Annotated in this window: 19 protein-coding genes; 18 read left to right on the forward strand and 1 reads right to left on the reverse strand. The window is 36.9% G+C overall.

Going from position 1 to position 15655, the window contains the following annotated elements; translation table 11 throughout:
* Positions 1-191 precede the first annotated feature (191 nt).
* The 10 genes from IEV41_RS18720 to rsmI all read left to right on the forward strand — a co-directional run bounded on the left by IEV41_RS18720 (position 192) and on the right by rsmI (position 7301).
* Positions 192-386 carry a sigma factor G inhibitor Gin gene (locus IEV41_RS18720; RefSeq protein WP_188390039.1) on the forward strand — a complete coding sequence of 65 codons (195 nt, stop codon included), beginning with the start codon at positions 192-194 and terminating at the stop codon, positions 384-386.
* A 130-nt stretch (positions 387-516) separates the two neighbouring features.
* Positions 517-1941, forward strand: coding sequence for an aminotransferase class I/II-fold pyridoxal phosphate-dependent enzyme (locus IEV41_RS18725; RefSeq protein ID WP_188390040.1), 1425 nt, complete (start codon positions 517-519; stop codon positions 1939-1941).
* A gap of 17 nt (positions 1942-1958) precedes the next feature.
* A complete protein-coding gene (gene tmk / locus IEV41_RS18730) occupies positions 1959-2579 on the forward strand; it encodes a dTMP kinase (protein ID WP_229722290.1) in 621 nt (206 codons plus the stop codon).
* A gap of 106 nt (positions 2580-2685) precedes the next feature.
* The gene (locus IEV41_RS18735; RefSeq protein ID WP_188390041.1) at positions 2686-3123 is read left to right on the forward strand and encodes a YaaR family protein; all 438 of its coding nucleotides are present in this window, start codon (positions 2686-2688) and stop codon (positions 3121-3123) included.
* 12 nt (positions 3124-3135) lie between these two features.
* Positions 3136-4128 carry a DNA polymerase III subunit delta' gene (gene holB, locus IEV41_RS18740; RefSeq protein WP_188390042.1) on the forward strand — a complete coding sequence of 331 codons (993 nt, stop codon included), beginning with the start codon at positions 3136-3138 and terminating at the stop codon, positions 4126-4128.
* Positions 4129-4132: 4 nt separating this feature from the next.
* Positions 4133-4963, forward strand: coding sequence for a PSP1 domain-containing protein (locus tag IEV41_RS18745; protein WP_188390043.1), 831 nt, complete (start codon positions 4133-4135; stop codon positions 4961-4963).
* Between the two features lie 10 nt (positions 4964-4973).
* Entirely contained in the window at positions 4974-5339 is a 366-nt protein-coding gene (gene yabA, locus IEV41_RS18750) for a DNA replication initiation control protein YabA (protein WP_188390044.1), read from the forward strand.
* Positions 5340-5445: 106 nt separating this feature from the next.
* The gene (locus IEV41_RS18755) at positions 5446-6186 is read left to right on the forward strand and encodes a tRNA1(Val) (adenine(37)-N6)-methyltransferase (protein WP_188390045.1); all 741 of its coding nucleotides are present in this window, start codon (positions 5446-5448) and stop codon (positions 6184-6186) included.
* Between the two features lie 7 nt (positions 6187-6193).
* Positions 6194-6466, forward strand: coding sequence for a GIY-YIG nuclease family protein (locus IEV41_RS18760; protein WP_373284272.1), 273 nt, complete (start codon positions 6194-6196; stop codon positions 6464-6466).
* Positions 6435-7301: a 16S rRNA (cytidine(1402)-2'-O)-methyltransferase gene (gene rsmI, locus IEV41_RS18765; protein WP_188390047.1), complete on the forward strand. Its 867-nt coding sequence runs from the start codon at positions 6435-6437 to the stop codon at positions 7299-7301. Before IEV41_RS18760 ends, rsmI begins: the two co-directional genes overlap by 32 nt.
* Positions 7302-7327: 26 nt before the next feature.
* Here the strand turns inward: rsmI and abrB are convergent, their stop codons facing one another.
* Positions 7328-7609: a transition state genes transcriptional regulator AbrB gene (gene abrB, locus IEV41_RS18770; protein WP_188390048.1), complete on the reverse strand. Its 282-nt coding sequence runs from the start codon at positions 7607-7609 to the stop codon at positions 7328-7330.
* A 309-nt stretch (positions 7610-7918) separates the two neighbouring features.
* Between abrB and metG the strand changes: the two genes are divergently transcribed.
* The 8 genes from metG (at position 7919) to IEV41_RS18810 (ending at position 15646) form a co-directional block, all read left to right on the forward strand.
* Positions 7919-9916 (forward strand): methionine--tRNA ligase, encoded by a 1998-nt coding sequence (metG, locus tag IEV41_RS18775; RefSeq protein WP_188390049.1) that lies wholly within the window; start codon positions 7919-7921, stop codon positions 9914-9916.
* Between the two features lie 364 nt (positions 9917-10280).
* Positions 10281-11048, forward strand: coding sequence for a TatD family hydrolase (locus tag IEV41_RS18780; RefSeq protein WP_188390050.1), 768 nt, complete (start codon positions 10281-10283; stop codon positions 11046-11048).
* Between the two features lie 100 nt (positions 11049-11148).
* Complete coding sequence (locus IEV41_RS18785; RefSeq protein ID WP_188390051.1) at positions 11149-12315, forward strand: resuscitation-promoting factor; 1167 nt, start codon at positions 11149-11151, stop codon at positions 12313-12315.
* Positions 12316-12498: 183 nt separating this feature from the next.
* Positions 12499-13059 carry a ribonuclease M5 gene (rnmV, locus tag IEV41_RS18790; RefSeq protein ID WP_188390052.1) on the forward strand — a complete coding sequence of 187 codons (561 nt, stop codon included), beginning with the start codon at positions 12499-12501 and terminating at the stop codon, positions 13057-13059.
* A complete protein-coding gene (rsmA, locus tag IEV41_RS18795) occupies positions 13059-13934 on the forward strand; it encodes a 16S rRNA (adenine(1518)-N(6)/adenine(1519)-N(6))-dimethyltransferase RsmA (protein WP_188390090.1) in 876 nt (291 codons plus the stop codon). The genes rnmV and rsmA overlap by 1 nt, the downstream gene beginning before the upstream one ends.
* A 160-nt stretch (positions 13935-14094) precedes the next feature.
* Positions 14095-14979, forward strand: coding sequence for a sporulation peptidase YabG (yabG, locus tag IEV41_RS18800; RefSeq protein WP_239534648.1), 885 nt, complete (start codon positions 14095-14097; stop codon positions 14977-14979).
* A gap of 118 nt (positions 14980-15097) precedes the next feature.
* Positions 15098-15355: a biofilm formation stimulator Veg gene (veg, locus tag IEV41_RS18805; protein ID WP_188390054.1), complete on the forward strand. Its 258-nt coding sequence runs from the start codon at positions 15098-15100 to the stop codon at positions 15353-15355.
* Between the two features lie 105 nt (positions 15356-15460).
* Entirely contained in the window at positions 15461-15646 is a 186-nt protein-coding gene (locus IEV41_RS18810) for a small, acid-soluble spore protein, alpha/beta type (RefSeq protein ID WP_188390055.1), read from the forward strand.
* The last annotated feature ends 9 nt before the right edge of the window (positions 15647-15655 follow it).

Below are 15655 nucleotides of genomic sequence, written 5' to 3' on the forward strand. Positions count from 1 at the left end.
TCCCCCTGTGAGAGTAGGACGTCGCCAGGCAACGTAAAAAGAACTAGCATATGCTAGTTCTTTTTTTATGTTCTTGTCGTAGACATACACATAATAGGCAAATGCACATACATTATAACAATAAATAATAAAATAATTTTCAGAATAAAAACACGTCTTTCTGTACAAAATGGATGTATGGAGGTGTATCGATGATGGGGATACCGTTAATGGGGAAAATATGTGTCATTTGTGAATGTGAGAAGTCGGTTGGAATTCATTTATATATGAGTTTTATTTGTGAGGAATGTGAAGCTGATATACTCTGTACAGATACAGATAATCCAAAATATACGTTTTTCTTAGAGCAATTAAAGAAAACAACGACTCCATATCTTAATAAATAATAAACGATAGGCATTGTAGGGCCTATTTTTTTTTGTATAAAAATCCTTTTACATGTTGGTAAAAGTTTTATCAAACAAATGGCATGGTTATTGTTATAATAGAAGAAGAATGGACGTAAAGGAGTCAATCATGGATCAAAAGAGAACGCCTTTAATAGAAGCATTAGTAAGGCATGACGAAGAAAATGTGGCTTCTTATCATGTACCAGGACACAAAAATGGTATGATAAGTATTAAACAAGGAAATTTGTATTTCCGTGACATACTCCGTATTGATGCAACCGAAATAACTGGCTTAGATGATTTACACGATCCTGAATCATGTATAAAAGATGCAGAACAGCTAACAGCATTATTATATGAAGTGAAGAAAAGTTATTTCCTCGTGAATGGTTCAACAGTTGGTAATCTAGCGATGATTTTAAGTGTATGTGGAGAAAATGATAAAGTACTTGTACAACGAAATTGCCATAAATCCATTACAAACGGATTAAAGTTAGCAGGAGCCAAGCCTGTTTTTCTACCAACGAGTGTAGATCAGCAAATGGCTGTATCTACTGGAATAGACATAGAACGTGCTAAGAAGGCGTTAGAGGTGCATCAAGACTGTAAGGCAGTTATTCTGTCTAATCCTAATTATTATGGTCATACAGTAGCATTACGTTCTCTTATTGAAATGGCACATGAGTATGGAATTCCTGTTTTAGTAGATGAGGCTCATGGTGCTCATTATCAGATAAGTGAATTATTCCCACATTCTGCTATTGAAGAGGGAGCAGATATTGTTGTTCATTCTGCTCATAAGACATTACCAGCTATGACGATGGGCTCTTATCTACACGTGAATAGTAATCGTGTAGACGAAGAAAAGCTAGGTACTTATTTACATATGTTACAATCTAGTAGCCCTTCTTATCCAATAATGGCATCTCTTGATTTAGCTCGTTATTACGCAGCAGAGCTGAAAGAAAAAGGGGCTATACATATCCTAGAAGATATAAAAGAGTGGAAAGAAGAAATAGAAAAGATAGAACAATTATATATTATTTTACCAAAATCCTCGGTGTCAGTGGATCCACTTAAAGTGACTATTGGGAATCGATGTGGATTATCTGGCTTTGAATTACAATCCTTATTTGAACGTGTTGGAATCTTCACAGAGATGGCAGACCCGTTCCACGTTTTATTTGTACTTCCGCTACATATTCAAGTGAATAAGCAGGAGATTCTTAATAAAATGCGAACAACAATACAAGGATATACGATACAAGAAGAGAAACTATACCCAACCGTAATAGAACAAGAAATATCTCCATTCCCTTATAGCTATAAGGAATTAGAAAAGAAAAGAAAACAGTTAGTTGGCTTTGGAGAAGCAGCGAATCGAATAGCGAGTCAGACTGTAATTCCTTATCCACCAGGTATCCCTCTTATTTTAGATGGGGAAGTAATTACTACAAAAAAATTAGAACAATTAAAGTGGTTAATAGAAAGTGGAGCAAGATTTCAACAAGAACAATACATAAAAGAAGGTATCCTAGAAGTATACGAATAAGAAAGGGGAAAACATCATTGTTTATCACATTTGAAGGACCAGAAGGAGCTGGTAAAACGACAGTTTTGCAGCAAGTAGCAAACAGGTTGAGAGAAGAAGGCATAAAAATTGTCGTAACGAGAGAACCTGGTGGTATTCATATATCAGAACAAATTCGTGGAATTATTTTGGATCAGCAAAATACGATGATGGATGCTCGAACAGAGGCATTATTATATGCAGCAGCAAGAAGGCAACATCTTGTTGAGAAAGTTATACCGGCATTAGAGACAGGACATCTTGTATTATGTGATCGCTTCGTTGATAGTTCGTTAGCATATCAAGGACATGCAAGAGGTCTTGGGATGGAAGAGATTTATCAAATAAATAAATTTGCGATTGAATCATGTATGCCAGATATGACGATTTACTTTGATATTCATCCAGAAGTTGGACTAGCACGCATAAGAGCAAATGAGAATCGCGAAGTGAATCGTCTAGATTTAGAGAATATACACTTCCATGAAAAAGTACGGGCAGGATATTTGAAAATTGCAGCGGCAGAAAAGGAACGTATTCAAATGATCGATGCAAGTCAGTCTATAGAAGATGTATATCAACGAGTGTTACATATAATCGAAGCTCGTATGAATCGTTAAGATAGAAGAAGCAAAAGAGTGTTTTGTCTTTTTGTTCTTTTTCTTACTAGGTCATCGGATAGAACATTGCTATAATTGAGAAGAGGTTAATTACAGGGGTGAAAGCATGAAGATTGAGCAAAGTATGTTGTCTAAATTAACAAATAATCGTGAAACAAAATCTGTCGTGACTGGAGAAAAATCATTTAGTACATACGTTCATAAGCAGGGGGAGAAAATGCAAGCCGGACATCTGCAACAGCTTATGAAGGAAATCGAGGGGCAAGGAGAGCGATTGGCGCGTGGAAAAAACTTTCGAGATTTAGCTAAATTTAAACATTTAGTTAAAAAGTTTGTACAAGAAGCAGTGGACTACGGAATGAACGTGAAACAATCGACTAGCTGGGATATGCATGGCTTCCAACAGACACATCGTACAGTTGCAAAAGTTGATGAACAGTTAGTAGAGTTAACAGAGCGTGTAATGGAAAAAGAAAGTGACAGCCTAACTGTTTTAGAGAAAATTGGTGAAATAAAAGGATTGTTAATTAATTTATATACGTAAGAGAGTGATAAGATGAGACAAACGTGGGGAAATCTTCAAACCGTACAGCCGATTGTTGTGAAAATGTTGATGAATAGTATGAAGAAGCAACGTGTTGCCCACGCTTATTTATTTGAAGGGCCAAAAGGGACGGGAAAGCTAGAGATGAGTATTCATTTCGCCAAAAGTCTTTTTTGTACAGAAGGGTTGCAATATGAACCATGTCAGCAATGTTCGAACTGTAAGCGAATTGAATCAGGAAATCATCCAGATATTTTCCTTGTAACACCAGATGGTCTTTCCATTAAGAAACAGCAAATTCAGCAACTTCAAGAGGAATTCACAAAGACTGGGGTAGAATCAAAGAAGAAACTTTATATTATTGAGCATGCCGATAAGATGACAGTCAATGCGGCTAATAGTTTATTAAAGTTTCTTGAAGAGCCACATGCCGAGACAGTCGCAATTCTATTGACGGAGCAAAGTCATCAATTGTTAAATACAATTATCTCTAGGTGCCAAATGTTAACGTTTAGACCGTTACCACGTGCACAACTAATAGAGAAATTAGTAGAGAAGGAAAATATACCATCTCTTGCAGCAGTTGCAGCCCAGCTAACAAATGATTTAGGTGAAGCGGAAGCGTTGTGCCATGATGATTGGTTTGCACAAGCTAGAGATTTAGTGATAAAATTATATGAAACGTTAAACACAGCGAGTAATCAAACTCTTTTATTTATACATGAACAATGGATGAAACATTTTGATGATAAAGAGAAGCTACAAATCGGATTAGATATATTATTGCTTATCTATAAAGATACATTATATGTACAACTCGGAGAGAAGGAAAAGGTAGTGTTTCATGATCAAGTATCGTTGTTACAACATCTATCTCTTCAACAATCAGGGAAACGAATAAGCAATGCTATGGCAAACATTTTGGAAACGAAAAAGAGAATAAACGCAAATGTAAACACACAGTTGCTGTTTGAACAATTAGTATTGCGTTTGCAGGAGGGATAAGCGCTTGTATGAAGTAGTAGGAGTACGCTTTAAAAAAGCAGGGAAAATATACTATTTTGATCCTGGGAGTTTGAAAATAGAGCAAAACGAATTTGTTATTGTAGAGACTGTTCGTGGTATTGAATATGGAAAAGCTGTAATAGGTAACAAGAAAGTGGGAGAGAATGATGTTGTTCTTCCATTAAAGAAGGTCATTCGCATCGCGGATGAAGATGATAAGAAAATTGTAGAAGAAAACAAACGAGCAGCAACAGAAGCATACAATGTATGTTCATCCAAAATAGAAGAGCATACGTTAGATATGAAATTGGTTGATGTAGAGTATACATTTGATCGTAACAAGGTGATTTTTTACTTTACAGCAGACGGTCGTATTGATTTCCGAGAACTTGTAAAAGATTTAGCCGCTATTTTCCGAACAAGAATTGAATTACGCCAAATCGGGGTACGTGATGAAGCGAAGATGCTAGGTGGTATCGGACCGTGTGGACGTATGTTATGCTGTTCAACATTCCTAGGTGATTTCGAGCCGGTGTCTATTAAGATGGCAAAGGATCAAAATCTCTCTTTAAATCCAACGAAGATTTCTGGACTATGTGGTAGATTAATGTGTTGCTTGAAATATGAGAATGATGAATATGAAGCTGCGAAAGAACAATTACCAGACTTGGATGAACAAATTAAGACACCGGTTGGCGTTGGAAAAGTAATTGGGCTCAATATTCTAGAGCGATTAATTCAAGTAGAACTAGTTGAAACAGAGCGCATTGTGGAGTTCACATTAGATGAGTTAATGAACAAAGGAGTTGCCTCTATACAGTCCACAGATAGATGAGGTGGGAAACGTGGATAAGAAAGATATATTCGAATCAGTGTTAAGTATGGAAGAACAAATCGGTCATTTATATAAACAATTAGGAGAACTAAAGCAACATTTAGCAGAACTAATTGAAGAAAATCATTATATTAAGATTGAGAATGAACATTTACGTAGACGTTTTGAAACTCCTTCAAGGGAAGTTCCTGTAGTGGAGAAGAAGCACGCACGTAAGAAGGAGAGCAAGCCAAATAAGCAGCTAGATATCGGTGAAGGATACGACAATTTAGCTCGTTTATACCAAGAAGGCTTCCATATATGTAATGTTCATTACGGTAGTGTCCGAAAAGAAGGAGATTGTCTGTTTTGCCTCTCCTTTTTAAATAAAAAATAAACGATGCCTTTCCACATATCGTTGGAAAGGTATTTTATTATTTTCTTCTTGTGGAGGAAATGATAAAGACATTAAGGTTTGCAGCGGTAGAAAGGTAGGAGAACCTATGGAAAAGCTATACGATGATGAACGTCTAGATTATTTATTAGGAGAAGAGTTGCGTATTATTCAGAGCCCTTCTGTTTTTTCTTTTTCTCTTGATGCGGTATTGTTAGCAAAATTCGCATACGTACCAATTAGTAAAGGAAGAATATTAGATTTATGTACAGGGAATGCTGTTATTCCATTGCTATTAAGTACGAGAACAAAAGCGACGATTACAGGTGTAGAAATTCAAGAAAGATTATATAACATGGGATTAAGAAGTATTGCTTATAATGGATTGGAAGAGAATATTAACTTAGTTCATGGCGATCTAAAAGAAATGCCACAAGCATTGGGATATCATCAATATGATGTTGTGACATGTAATCCACCTTACTTTGAAGTATTGCCAACATCGGAGAAAAATCCGAATGAGCATTTAGCAATTGCGAGACATGAGATTATGTGTACATTAGAAGACGTTGTGCGAGTAAGTAGCCAATTAGTGAAACAAGGTGGAAAAGTAGCATTTGTGCATCGACCAGAACGGTTACTTGATATTGTAACGTTAATGCGAGAATACAAAATTGAACCAAAGCGTATCCAACTTGTATATCCAAAACATAACAAAGAGGCGAATACACTTTTAATTGAAGGAATTAAAGATGGAAATAAAGGATTAAAAGTATTGCCACCGTTAGTTGTGTACGAAGAAAACAATGAGTATACGAAAGAATTGAAGCACATTTTATATGGAGAGTAAACATTATGTGTATATCGTACAATGCCGAGATGCTAGTTATTATATCGGATATACAACAAATGTAGAAAAGCGCGTGTGTACACATAATAACGGTACAGGTGCAAAGTATACGCGAGCACGTAGGCCAGTGATACTTCTCTATTATGAAGAGCATGACACAAAATCAGAAGCATTAAAGGCAGAATATCAATTGAAGCAACTGACTCGGAAAAAGAAAGAAGAGTACATAACAGAAGGTAGGAATATGTATGTGGCAACAAAAAAGTTTTCAACAGAATGAAGGGATATTATATTTAGTTCCAACACCAATTGGGAATTTAGAAGATATTACATTTCGTGCGTTAACAATTTTGAAAGAGGCAGATTTGATTGCAGCGGAAGATACAAGGCAAACGAAGAAGTTATGCAATCACTTTGAAATTTCGACACCGGTAACGAGCTATCATGAGCATAATAAAGAAGCAAGTGGCAGAAAGATTATGCAAGCATTAGGAGAAGGGAAAGTCGTAGCACTAGTAAGTGATGCAGGGACACCATGTATTTCAGATCCAGGTTATGAACTTGTATGTGAGGCGACAGCACAGCGATATACAGTTGTACCACTACCTGGAGCAAATGCAGCATTGTGTTCGTTAATTGCATCAGGGTTACCAACGGAACATTTTTATTTCTATGGCTTCTTACAGCGTCAAAAGAAAGAGAAGAAAAATGAACTGGAACGATTAAAAAAGTTCCCACATACGATTATTTTTTATGAATCGCCGCATCGCTTAAAAGAAACGTTGCAATGTATGTATGACATATTAGGAAATAGACGTATTTCGGTATCACGTGAATTAACAAAGAAATTTGAAGAATTTATTCGTGGTACAGTAGAGGAAATTATTCAGTGGTCGCAAGAAGATGAGATTCGCGGGGAGTTTTGCATCATTGTTGAAGGTACGCATGAGTATGTCGAAGAGGAAGAGACGACATGGTGGGAGAATATATCGATAACGGATCATGTGGAACATTATGTGAACGAAGGCATGATGTCGAAAGATGCGATTAAAACGGTTGCGAAAGAACGCAAGATGATGAAACGGGATGTCTATCAAGAATATCATGCAAAATAAAAAAGAGCGTCTAGCACGCTCTTTTATTATTTTGTTGCTAAGTAGTTTTGAAGTTCAGTTAAGATTGACTGAGCACCTTCTGGACTTAAGATAATTTTACCTTGAGCTAATTTTAAGTTACCGTCTGATACTTCACCTGTTACTTGGCAAGTCATATTTGGTTGGTATTTCTTTAAGATGATTTTCTCTTCGTCAACGTAGATTTCTAATGCATCTTTTTCTTCGATATTTAATGTGCGGCGTAATTCGATTGGAATTACTACACGTCCTAATTCATCAACTTTACGTACGATACCTGTAGATTTCATAACTAATTGTTCTCCTCTCAATCTCTTATCTATTAAAATATTAATTATTTACATTCGTCAAAGTTCGACAAAAGGTTACAAAGATATGATACCAATAATTACAAGTAGTGTCAACGGATAACTTCTATAAAAGTGGGGGATTTCGACATTTTTTTTATCAGCTAGAAGAGGAATGGTTGATAGGCCACATTTTTGGACAAAATGCAAAGAGATGTAAGAAAGAAGGAAATACTTTTCCTATTAAAAAATGCTATAATGGCTTATAGAATGCACATTATATAGAGTGGAAAATTAGAGGAGGTACATATTGTGACGGAGAGTAAAAATACATATTACATCACAACGCCAATTTATTATCCGAGTGGGAAATTACATATCGGTCATGCATATACAACAGTAGCTGGAGATGCGATGGCACGTTATAAAAGAATGAAAGGTTTCGATGTTCGTTACTTAACGGGAACAGATGAGCACGGACAGAAGATTCAGCAGAAAGCAGAAGAGTTAAACATTACACCACAAGAGTATGTTGATAATATCGTGGCAGGTATCAAAGACTTATGGGGAAAGATGGACATTTCATATGATGATTTCATTCGTACGACAGAAGATCGTCATAAACGTGTTGTCGACAAAATTTTTAAACAGTTATTAGATCAAGGTGATATTTATTTAGATGAGTATGAAGGTTGGTACTCGATTCCAGATGAAACGTTCTATACAGAAACGCAATTAGTAGATGTAGAGAAAGATGAAAACGGAAAAGTAATTGGTGGAAAGAGCCCAGATAGTGGTCACCCAGTAGAATTAGTACGTGAAGAATCATATTTCTTCCGTATGAGTAAGTATGCAGATCGCCTATTAGCTTTTTATGAAGAAAATCCATCGTTCATTCAACCAGAGTCTCGTAAGAATGAAATGATTAATAACTTTATTAAGCCTGGATTAGAGGACTTAGCTGTATCTCGTACATCGTTTGACTGGGGAGTGAAAGTACCAGGGAATCCGAAACACGTTATTTACGTGTGGATTGATGCTCTTTCTAACTATATTACGGCATTAGGATATGGAACAGATAATGAAGAGTTATACAATAAGTTTTGGCCAGCAGATGTACATTTAGTAGGAAAAGAGATTGTTCGCTTCCATACAATTTATTGGCCAATTATGTTAATGGCGTTAGATCTTCCACTTCCGAAGAAAGTATTTGCCCACGGTTGGATCTTAATGAAAGACGGAAAAATGAGTAAATCAAAAGGAAATGTTGTCGATCCAGTAACATTAATCAATCGTTATGGATTAGATGCAGTACGCTACTACTTACTACGTGAAGTACCATTCGGTTCAGATGGTGTATTTACACCAGAGGCATTCGTTGACCGCGTAAACTTTGATTTAGCGAATGACTTAGGAAACTTATTGAATCGTACAGTAGCGATGATCGATAAGTATTTTGGTGGCGAAATTCCAGCATATAAAGGAGCAGTTACGGAATTTGATGGTGTCCTTGCTGATTTCGCAAAAGCAACGGTGACGAAGTACGAAGAAGCAATGGAAAACATGGAGTTCTCTGTAGCGCTAAGTACGTTATGGCAATTAGTAAGTCGTACGAACAAATATATCGATGAAACTCAACCTTGGGTATTAGCGAAGTCAGAAGAAGATAAAGAGAAATTAGCTTCTGTGATGAATCACCTAGCAGAATCATTACGAATGACAGCGGTAATGCTACAACCATTCTTAACTGAAACACCAGGAAAGATCTTCGAACAGTTAGGTGTAACAAATGAAGCGTTAATAAACTGGGATAGTTTAGCAACATTTGGTGCATTAGGAGAAGGCATGAAGGTAGCGAAAGGAAATCCAATCTTCCCACGTTTAGAAGCAAAAGAGGAAGTAGCATATATTCAAGAACAAATGCAAGGGTCCGCACCTGTGAAGGAAGAGTCAAAGAAAGAAGTCGTTGTAGAAGAACAAAAAGAAGAAATTCTTATTGATGATTTCTTTAAAGTAGACTTACGCGTTGCAGAAGTACTTGTTGCAGAACCAGTGAAGAAAGCAGATAAGTTATTAAAAATCCAATTAGATTTAGGATCTGAAAAACGCCAAGTTGTTTCAGGTATTGCGAAATTTTATAAGCCAGAAGAGTTAGTAGGGAAGAAAGTTATTTGTGTAACGAACTTAAAACCTGTGAAACTTCGCGGTGAGTTATCCCAAGGCATGATCTTAGCCGGTTCAGATGCAGAAGGAAACTTATCATTAGCAACAGTGGATCAAACCTTACCAAACGGTTCAGTCGTAAAATAAGATAAAAATGGACATCGCTTGTCAAAGTGAATAAAAATCCGACATCATTCGAGATGTTTCACGTGTAACATTGCGTGAAATGTCTCTTTTTTTCGAATAAACGAGAATAATAGGGGTTTGATGTCATGACCGTAACAGTTTTACAAACATGTTACAAAAAATAAATCGTTTTCTAAAATGACTATTAGAAAAAAGATACATGAGCGAGAAGGGAAATGTGATATATAAAAGGGGATTCGGAGAGATGATAATATTTTTAAAGGGTTGATTCATGTCTTCGTACTGTAACCTTTTTGTTACTTGACCGTTAGGCACGTAATTTTTCTTTATGCTAGACTAAAATGCAGATGGATGGAGGATGAGCATGTTATTTGATACGCATGTACATTTAAACGCAGCACAATATAATGATGATTTACAGGAAGTAATTAACCGCGCATTAGAAGCAGGAGTGAAGCATCAAGTCGTTGTCGGTTTCGATCGAGAGACGATTACACGAGCACTTGAATTGGTGGAACAGTATGACTTCTTATATGCAGCAGTTGGTTGGCATCCTGTTGATGCAATTGATATGACAGATGAAGATTTGCAGTGGTTAGAAGATCTAGCCGCTCATCCAAAAGTAGTGGCACTTGGTGAAATGGGCCTTGACTATTACTGGGATAAATCTCCGAAAGATGTGCAAAAAGAAGTATTTCGTAAGCAAATTCGCTTAGCGAAGAAAGTAAAACTTCCAATCATCATTCATAATCGAGATGCTACACAAGATATAGTAGATATTCTGAAAGAAGAAGGAGCAAGTGAAGTAGGTGGCATTATGCATTGCTTTAGTGGCAGTGTAGAAATAGCGAAAGAGTGTATGAAGATGAACTTCTATATTTCATTAGGTGGCCCCGTAACATTTAAAAATGCGAGGATGCCAAAAGAAGTTGCGAAAGAAATCCCACTTGAAAAGCTATTAATTGAGACAGATTGCCCTTACTTAACGCCACATCCATTCAGAGGAAAGAGAAATGAACCTAGTTATGTAAAGCTTGTCGCAGAGGAAATAGCTTCTCTCAAAGAACTATCATTTGAAGAAGTTGCAACAAGAACAACTGAAAATGCTAAGAAATTATTTAAGATTGAATAAATAAAAGTGGAAGAGGTTTACTGAAAGGAAACCTCTTTCTCTTACCTGTTTTTTACATGCTAGATCTAGATTTCTCATACAAAAAGGAGGATTTCGCAATATGTTAAAAGAGGCGAAGAATTTTTTATCCGAACTTGGAAAGAGAAATAATCTAACGATTAAGCTGGCCAGTGCGCTAGTGTTGACAAGTTCTATCGGAACAGGAACGTATCAGGGATTGAAGGATACAGTTCAATTAGAAGTAGATGGGCAACAAGAGACAGTACGTACACATGCAGAAACAGTGGGTGAACTGTTAAAAGAACAAAAAATTGAATTACGCGAAGCAGATAAAATTAGCCCAAGCGTAGATACAGTATTAACAGATGATATGGATGTCAGGATTGACTTGGCTCATCCAATCGAGTTAGTCGTAGATGGGCAGAAGCAGTCCTTATGGACAACAGCAGATACAGTGAACGATCTTTTAGTAGAACAACAAATTGTAGTAGGAGAGCATGATGAAGTATTACCTTCACGCGAGGCGAAGATGGAAGATAATACACAAATCATCATTAACAAAGCTTTTCCGATGACATTAGATGTTGGCGGGCAAAAAGAGCAAGTTTGGTCAACTTCGACTACTGTCGCTGACTTTTTGAATAAAAAACAAGTTACATTAAATGAGCTTGATCGCGTGGAACCTGCTTTAGATGAAGTAGTTACCGAAAATTCAATTATAAAAGTCATCCGAGTAGAAAAGGTCACCGATGTGGTGGAAGAACCTATTTCGTATTCTGTTGTAAAACAAAGTGATGCGAACCTTGATTCAGGTACAGAAAAGGTACTAACGCAAGGTGAGAATGGTCTAAAACAAAAGACAGTGGAAATTGTTAAAGAGAATGGTAAAGAAGTATCACGTACAGTGATGAGTGAACAAGTAACAAAAAACCCAAAGAACCAAGTAGTTGCAGCTGGAACCCGACAAGGTTCTGTTGCACGTGAGATGGTTGTAGAGGCAACAGCTTATGCAGCATCTCAGCCAGGCAACCAAGGGTTAACGGCAGGTGGATATAATATTCAAAAGAATCCAGGCATGAAGTTAATTGCAGTTGATCCTCGTGTTATTCCACTTGGAACAAAAGTTTGGGTAGAAGGTTACGGATATGCAATTGCTGGAGATACTGGTGGAGCAATTAAAGGGAATAAAATCGATGTCTTATTACCTTCGATTAAAGAAGTGTATCAATGGGGTCGTAAGAAAGTAACAATTAAAATTTTAAACTAAGATGATAAATGGGTAGGAGGGAAACCTTCTACCCATTTTGTATGTCTGAAAAGAAAATCCTAAAATGATTGTTAATGAATAATAAAAGAGGAAAAATAGTCACAAGGAAGTTGTTTCTATCTGTTGAAAAAAAACGTAATTTACTGTTTACTATAAAGAATGGCATGTAAGTAGGAGGACGACATGAGAATTAAAGAGATTATCGTCGTAGAAGGGAAGGACGATACGGTTAAGATTAAGCACGCTGTTGATGCAGATACAATTGAAACAAACGGTTCTGCGATTAACGAAGCAACGTTGGAAAGAATAAAATTAGCCCAGGAGAAAAGGGGAGTCATTGTTTTTACAGACCCTGACTATCCAGGTGAACGTATACGTAACATCATTACGCAACATGTCCCAAATTGCAAACATGCTTTCTTGTCAAAAGAAGAAGCAATCGCAAAAAAAGGAAAGCGTGGTCTTGGAATTGAACATGCTTCTGTTGAAGCAATTCGCATAGCTTTGCAGCATGCTCAGCAGCAAACGGAAGAGTATAAAGGAGAAATAAGCTGGGATGATTTATTAGATGCGGGTTTAATCGGTGGTTCGGTTGCGAAATCACGACGTGAAAAGATAGGGAAGCTACTTAAAATAGGTTATACAAATGGCAAACAACTACATAAACGACTTCAAGTCTTTCAAATCTCGAAGGGTGATTTTGAAGAAGCTGTGCGCCAAATGATGCAGGAGGAAAACAAATGATGAAAGATATTGCAACGCCAGTTCGAACAAAAAATATATTAGAAAAGTATGGCTTTTCATTTAAGAAAAGCTTAGGACAAAACTTTTTAATTGATACGAATATTTTAGATCGTATTTGCGATTTCGCTGAGTTAGACGAAAATATGGGTGCTATTGAAATTGGACCTGGAATTGGTGCGTTAACAGAGCAATTAGCGAAACGAGCGAAAAAAGTTGTTGCGTTTGAAATTGACCAACGATTATTACCAATTTTAGCAGACACATTATCACCGTACGAGCACGTGAAGATTATTCACAGTGATGTATTAAAAGCAGATGTAAAAAATATGATGAATGAAGAATTCCAAGGTATAGAAGCGATGGTTGTAGCAAACTTACCATACTATGTTACAACACCAATTCTAATGAAACTCTTAACAGAGGACTTACCGATTCGAGGAATTGTATGTATGTTGCAGAAGGAAGTAGCAGATCGTATTGCTGCAAAACCTGGTACGAAAGAGTACGGTTCATTATCCATTGCGATTCAATATTATACAGAAGCGGAAACAGTGATGATTGTACCAAAAACAGTCTTTATTCCTCAACCTAATGTTGATTCAGCTGTCATCCGCTTAATGAAGCGTAAAGAGCCTGCTGCAAAGGTAGAGCACGAAGATTTCTTCTTTGAAGTAGTACGTGCAAGCTTTGCTCAGCGTCGTAAAACATTAATGAATAACTTAATGAATAACGTCCCAGCACTAAAGAAAGATAAAGTGGCAGTTGAAGCAATTTTAGCAGAGATTGGAATCGATCCAAAACGACGAGGCGAAACATTGTCGATTGAAGAATTTGCTCGTTTAAGTGATAGCCTTTATACAATTGCACATAAATAATTTTTTTGAAGCTACCGGTAGCCTATGGCATGTCGATAGCTTCTTTTTTCTTGTCACCTATGATGTTGTCCTAACATAAGGTAGAGAAGAAAGTGCTTATAGTCTGTTATGTTTTTCTTTTCTCCCGAATACTGATTATAAGCTTGGAGGGAAAAGAGTGATGGTACGTGTCGGAGATTTAGTCGGAAGAACATCGCATGGATGTGACTTGTTATTTCGAGTGATTGAGATAAAGGAAGAGAATGGACAGAAAACAGCAATCCTATATGGAGAGGATGTTCGCTTAATTGCTGATGCACCCATTCATGATTTAGTACTTGTCGATGAAGGGGAGTATTCGAAACGAGCGAAGAGAGAACGAGAGAAAGTAGAAAAGACATTTCGATTGTTTAAGCAAGACTACCAATTAATTAAGCAACGAAATGAGTATTATTCTACACGAGGATATTCAAATGACATTCATTATTTTCAGTTACCAGGAAAAGTCCTTCATATAGATGGAGACCCCCTTTATTTACGAAAATGTTTAGAGTTATATGAGAAGATGAATGTGCCTGTGCAAGGTGTGTATTGCAAAGAAACAGAGATGCATCAAAAGGTTGGGCAATTAATTGATGAGTATCGTCCAGACATTTTAGTTATTACGGGTCATGATGCTTATACGAAAGCAAAAGGAAAAGTAACAGATTTAAAAGCATATCGTCACTCTAGATATTTTGTTGAAACAGTAAGAGAAGCCAGAAAGAAAATTCCTTCGCTTGATCAACTCATCATTTTTGCAGGAGCGTGTCAATCACACTTTGAAGCATTGATTCATGCAGGAGCTAACTTTGCAAGTTCGCCTTCTCGTATAAACATTCATGCGCTAGACCCGGTATACGTTGTTGCCAAGATTAGTTACACGCCATTTATGGACCGAGTGCAGGTGTGGGATATTGTGAAAAATACAATTACAGGTGAAAAAGGACTAGGTGGTATTGAGACACGTGGGATTTTGCGAACAGGAATGCCTTTTCAACTATATGAAGAGAAGAGCCAAGGGTGATTTTCATTCTTGGTTTTTATGGCATGTATATTTTCATCTAGTATGACGTACACTAAGGGAGCGACGAAGCGTACATAGTATATGCAGTCATAACGAACAACTGAGCGAGGTGTCCGACATGGCAAAAAAGCTAACAGAAATAAAGCTGACGTTAGATGGTAACTTAGGGAGAAGACTTAGAGTAAAAGCGAATAGCGGGAGAAGAAAGACAATTGAACGGTTTGGGATTTTGGCGGAAACATACCCATCCGTATTTGTTGTTGAATTAGACCAACAAGAAAATGCGTTCGAACGAGTTTCCTATAGTTATGCAGATATATTAACGGAAACAGTGGAGTTGGACTTTTTTGACGAGGCAAGTGATAACTTTGCATAACATAGTTAGATGCTATGATAAGTAAATAATATTGAATCTTTTGTAGTAAAGTGAGTAGTCTCTTCACATACTATAAGTGTCGTAGCAAAAGGAGGCTGCTTGTAGATGAGTAGACGTAGAGGTGTTATGTCTGAAAAGTTTAAAGAAGAGTTAGCGAAAGAACTTGGCTTTTATGATGTTGTTCAGAAAGAAGGCTGGGGTGGCATTCGTGCAAAAGATGCCGGAAACATGGTAAAACGTGCGATTGAAATTGCGGAAGGTCACTTAGCTGGAAATAAAGATAATCATTAAAAAGTAGAC

Source organism: Priestia taiwanensis (assembly GCF_014638355.1).
GTDB lineage: Bacteria > Bacillota > Bacilli > Bacillales > Bacillaceae_G > Priestia_D > Priestia_D taiwanensis.

What these genes read in the sequence shown, in the direction of transcription:
- IEV41_RS18720 (WP_188390039.1), top strand. Translation starts at nt 192, where the DNA reads ATGATGGGGATACCGTTAATGGGGAAAATATGTGTCATTTGTGAATGT.
- IEV41_RS18725 (WP_188390040.1), top strand. Translation starts at nt 517, where the DNA reads ATGGATCAAAAGAGAACGCCTTTAATAGAAGCATTAGTAAGGCATGAC.
- IEV41_RS18735 (WP_188390041.1), top strand. Translation starts at nt 2,686, where the DNA reads ATGAAGATTGAGCAAAGTATGTTGTCTAAATTAACAAATAATCGTGAA.
- holB (WP_188390042.1), top strand. Translation starts at nt 3,136, where the DNA reads ATGAGACAAACGTGGGGAAATCTTCAAACCGTACAGCCGATTGTTGTG.
- IEV41_RS18755 (WP_188390045.1), top strand. Translation starts at nt 5,446, where the DNA reads ATGGAAAAGCTATACGATGATGAACGTCTAGATTATTTATTAGGAGAA.
- rsmI (WP_188390047.1), top strand. Translation starts at nt 6,435, where the DNA reads ATGTGGCAACAAAAAAGTTTTCAACAGAATGAAGGGATATTATATTTA.
- abrB (WP_188390048.1), bottom strand. Translation starts at nt 7,609, where the DNA reads ATGAAATCTACAGGTATCGTACGTAAAGTTGATGAATTAGGACGTGTA.
- IEV41_RS18780 (WP_188390050.1), top strand. Translation starts at nt 10,281, where the DNA reads ATGTTATTTGATACGCATGTACATTTAAACGCAGCACAATATAATGAT.
- IEV41_RS18785 (WP_188390051.1), top strand. Translation starts at nt 11,149, where the DNA reads ATGTTAAAAGAGGCGAAGAATTTTTTATCCGAACTTGGAAAGAGAAAT.
- rnmV (WP_188390052.1), top strand. Translation starts at nt 12,499, where the DNA reads ATGAGAATTAAAGAGATTATCGTCGTAGAAGGGAAGGACGATACGGTT.
- rsmA (WP_188390090.1), top strand. Translation starts at nt 13,059, where the DNA reads ATGAAAGATATTGCAACGCCAGTTCGAACAAAAAATATATTAGAAAAG.
- yabG (WP_239534648.1), top strand. Translation starts at nt 14,095, where the DNA reads ATGGTACGTGTCGGAGATTTAGTCGGAAGAACATCGCATGGATGTGAC.
- veg (WP_188390054.1), top strand. Translation starts at nt 15,098, where the DNA reads ATGGCAAAAAAGCTAACAGAAATAAAGCTGACGTTAGATGGTAACTTA.
- IEV41_RS18810 (WP_188390055.1), top strand. Translation starts at nt 15,461, where the DNA reads ATGAGTAGACGTAGAGGTGTTATGTCTGAAAAGTTTAAAGAAGAGTTA.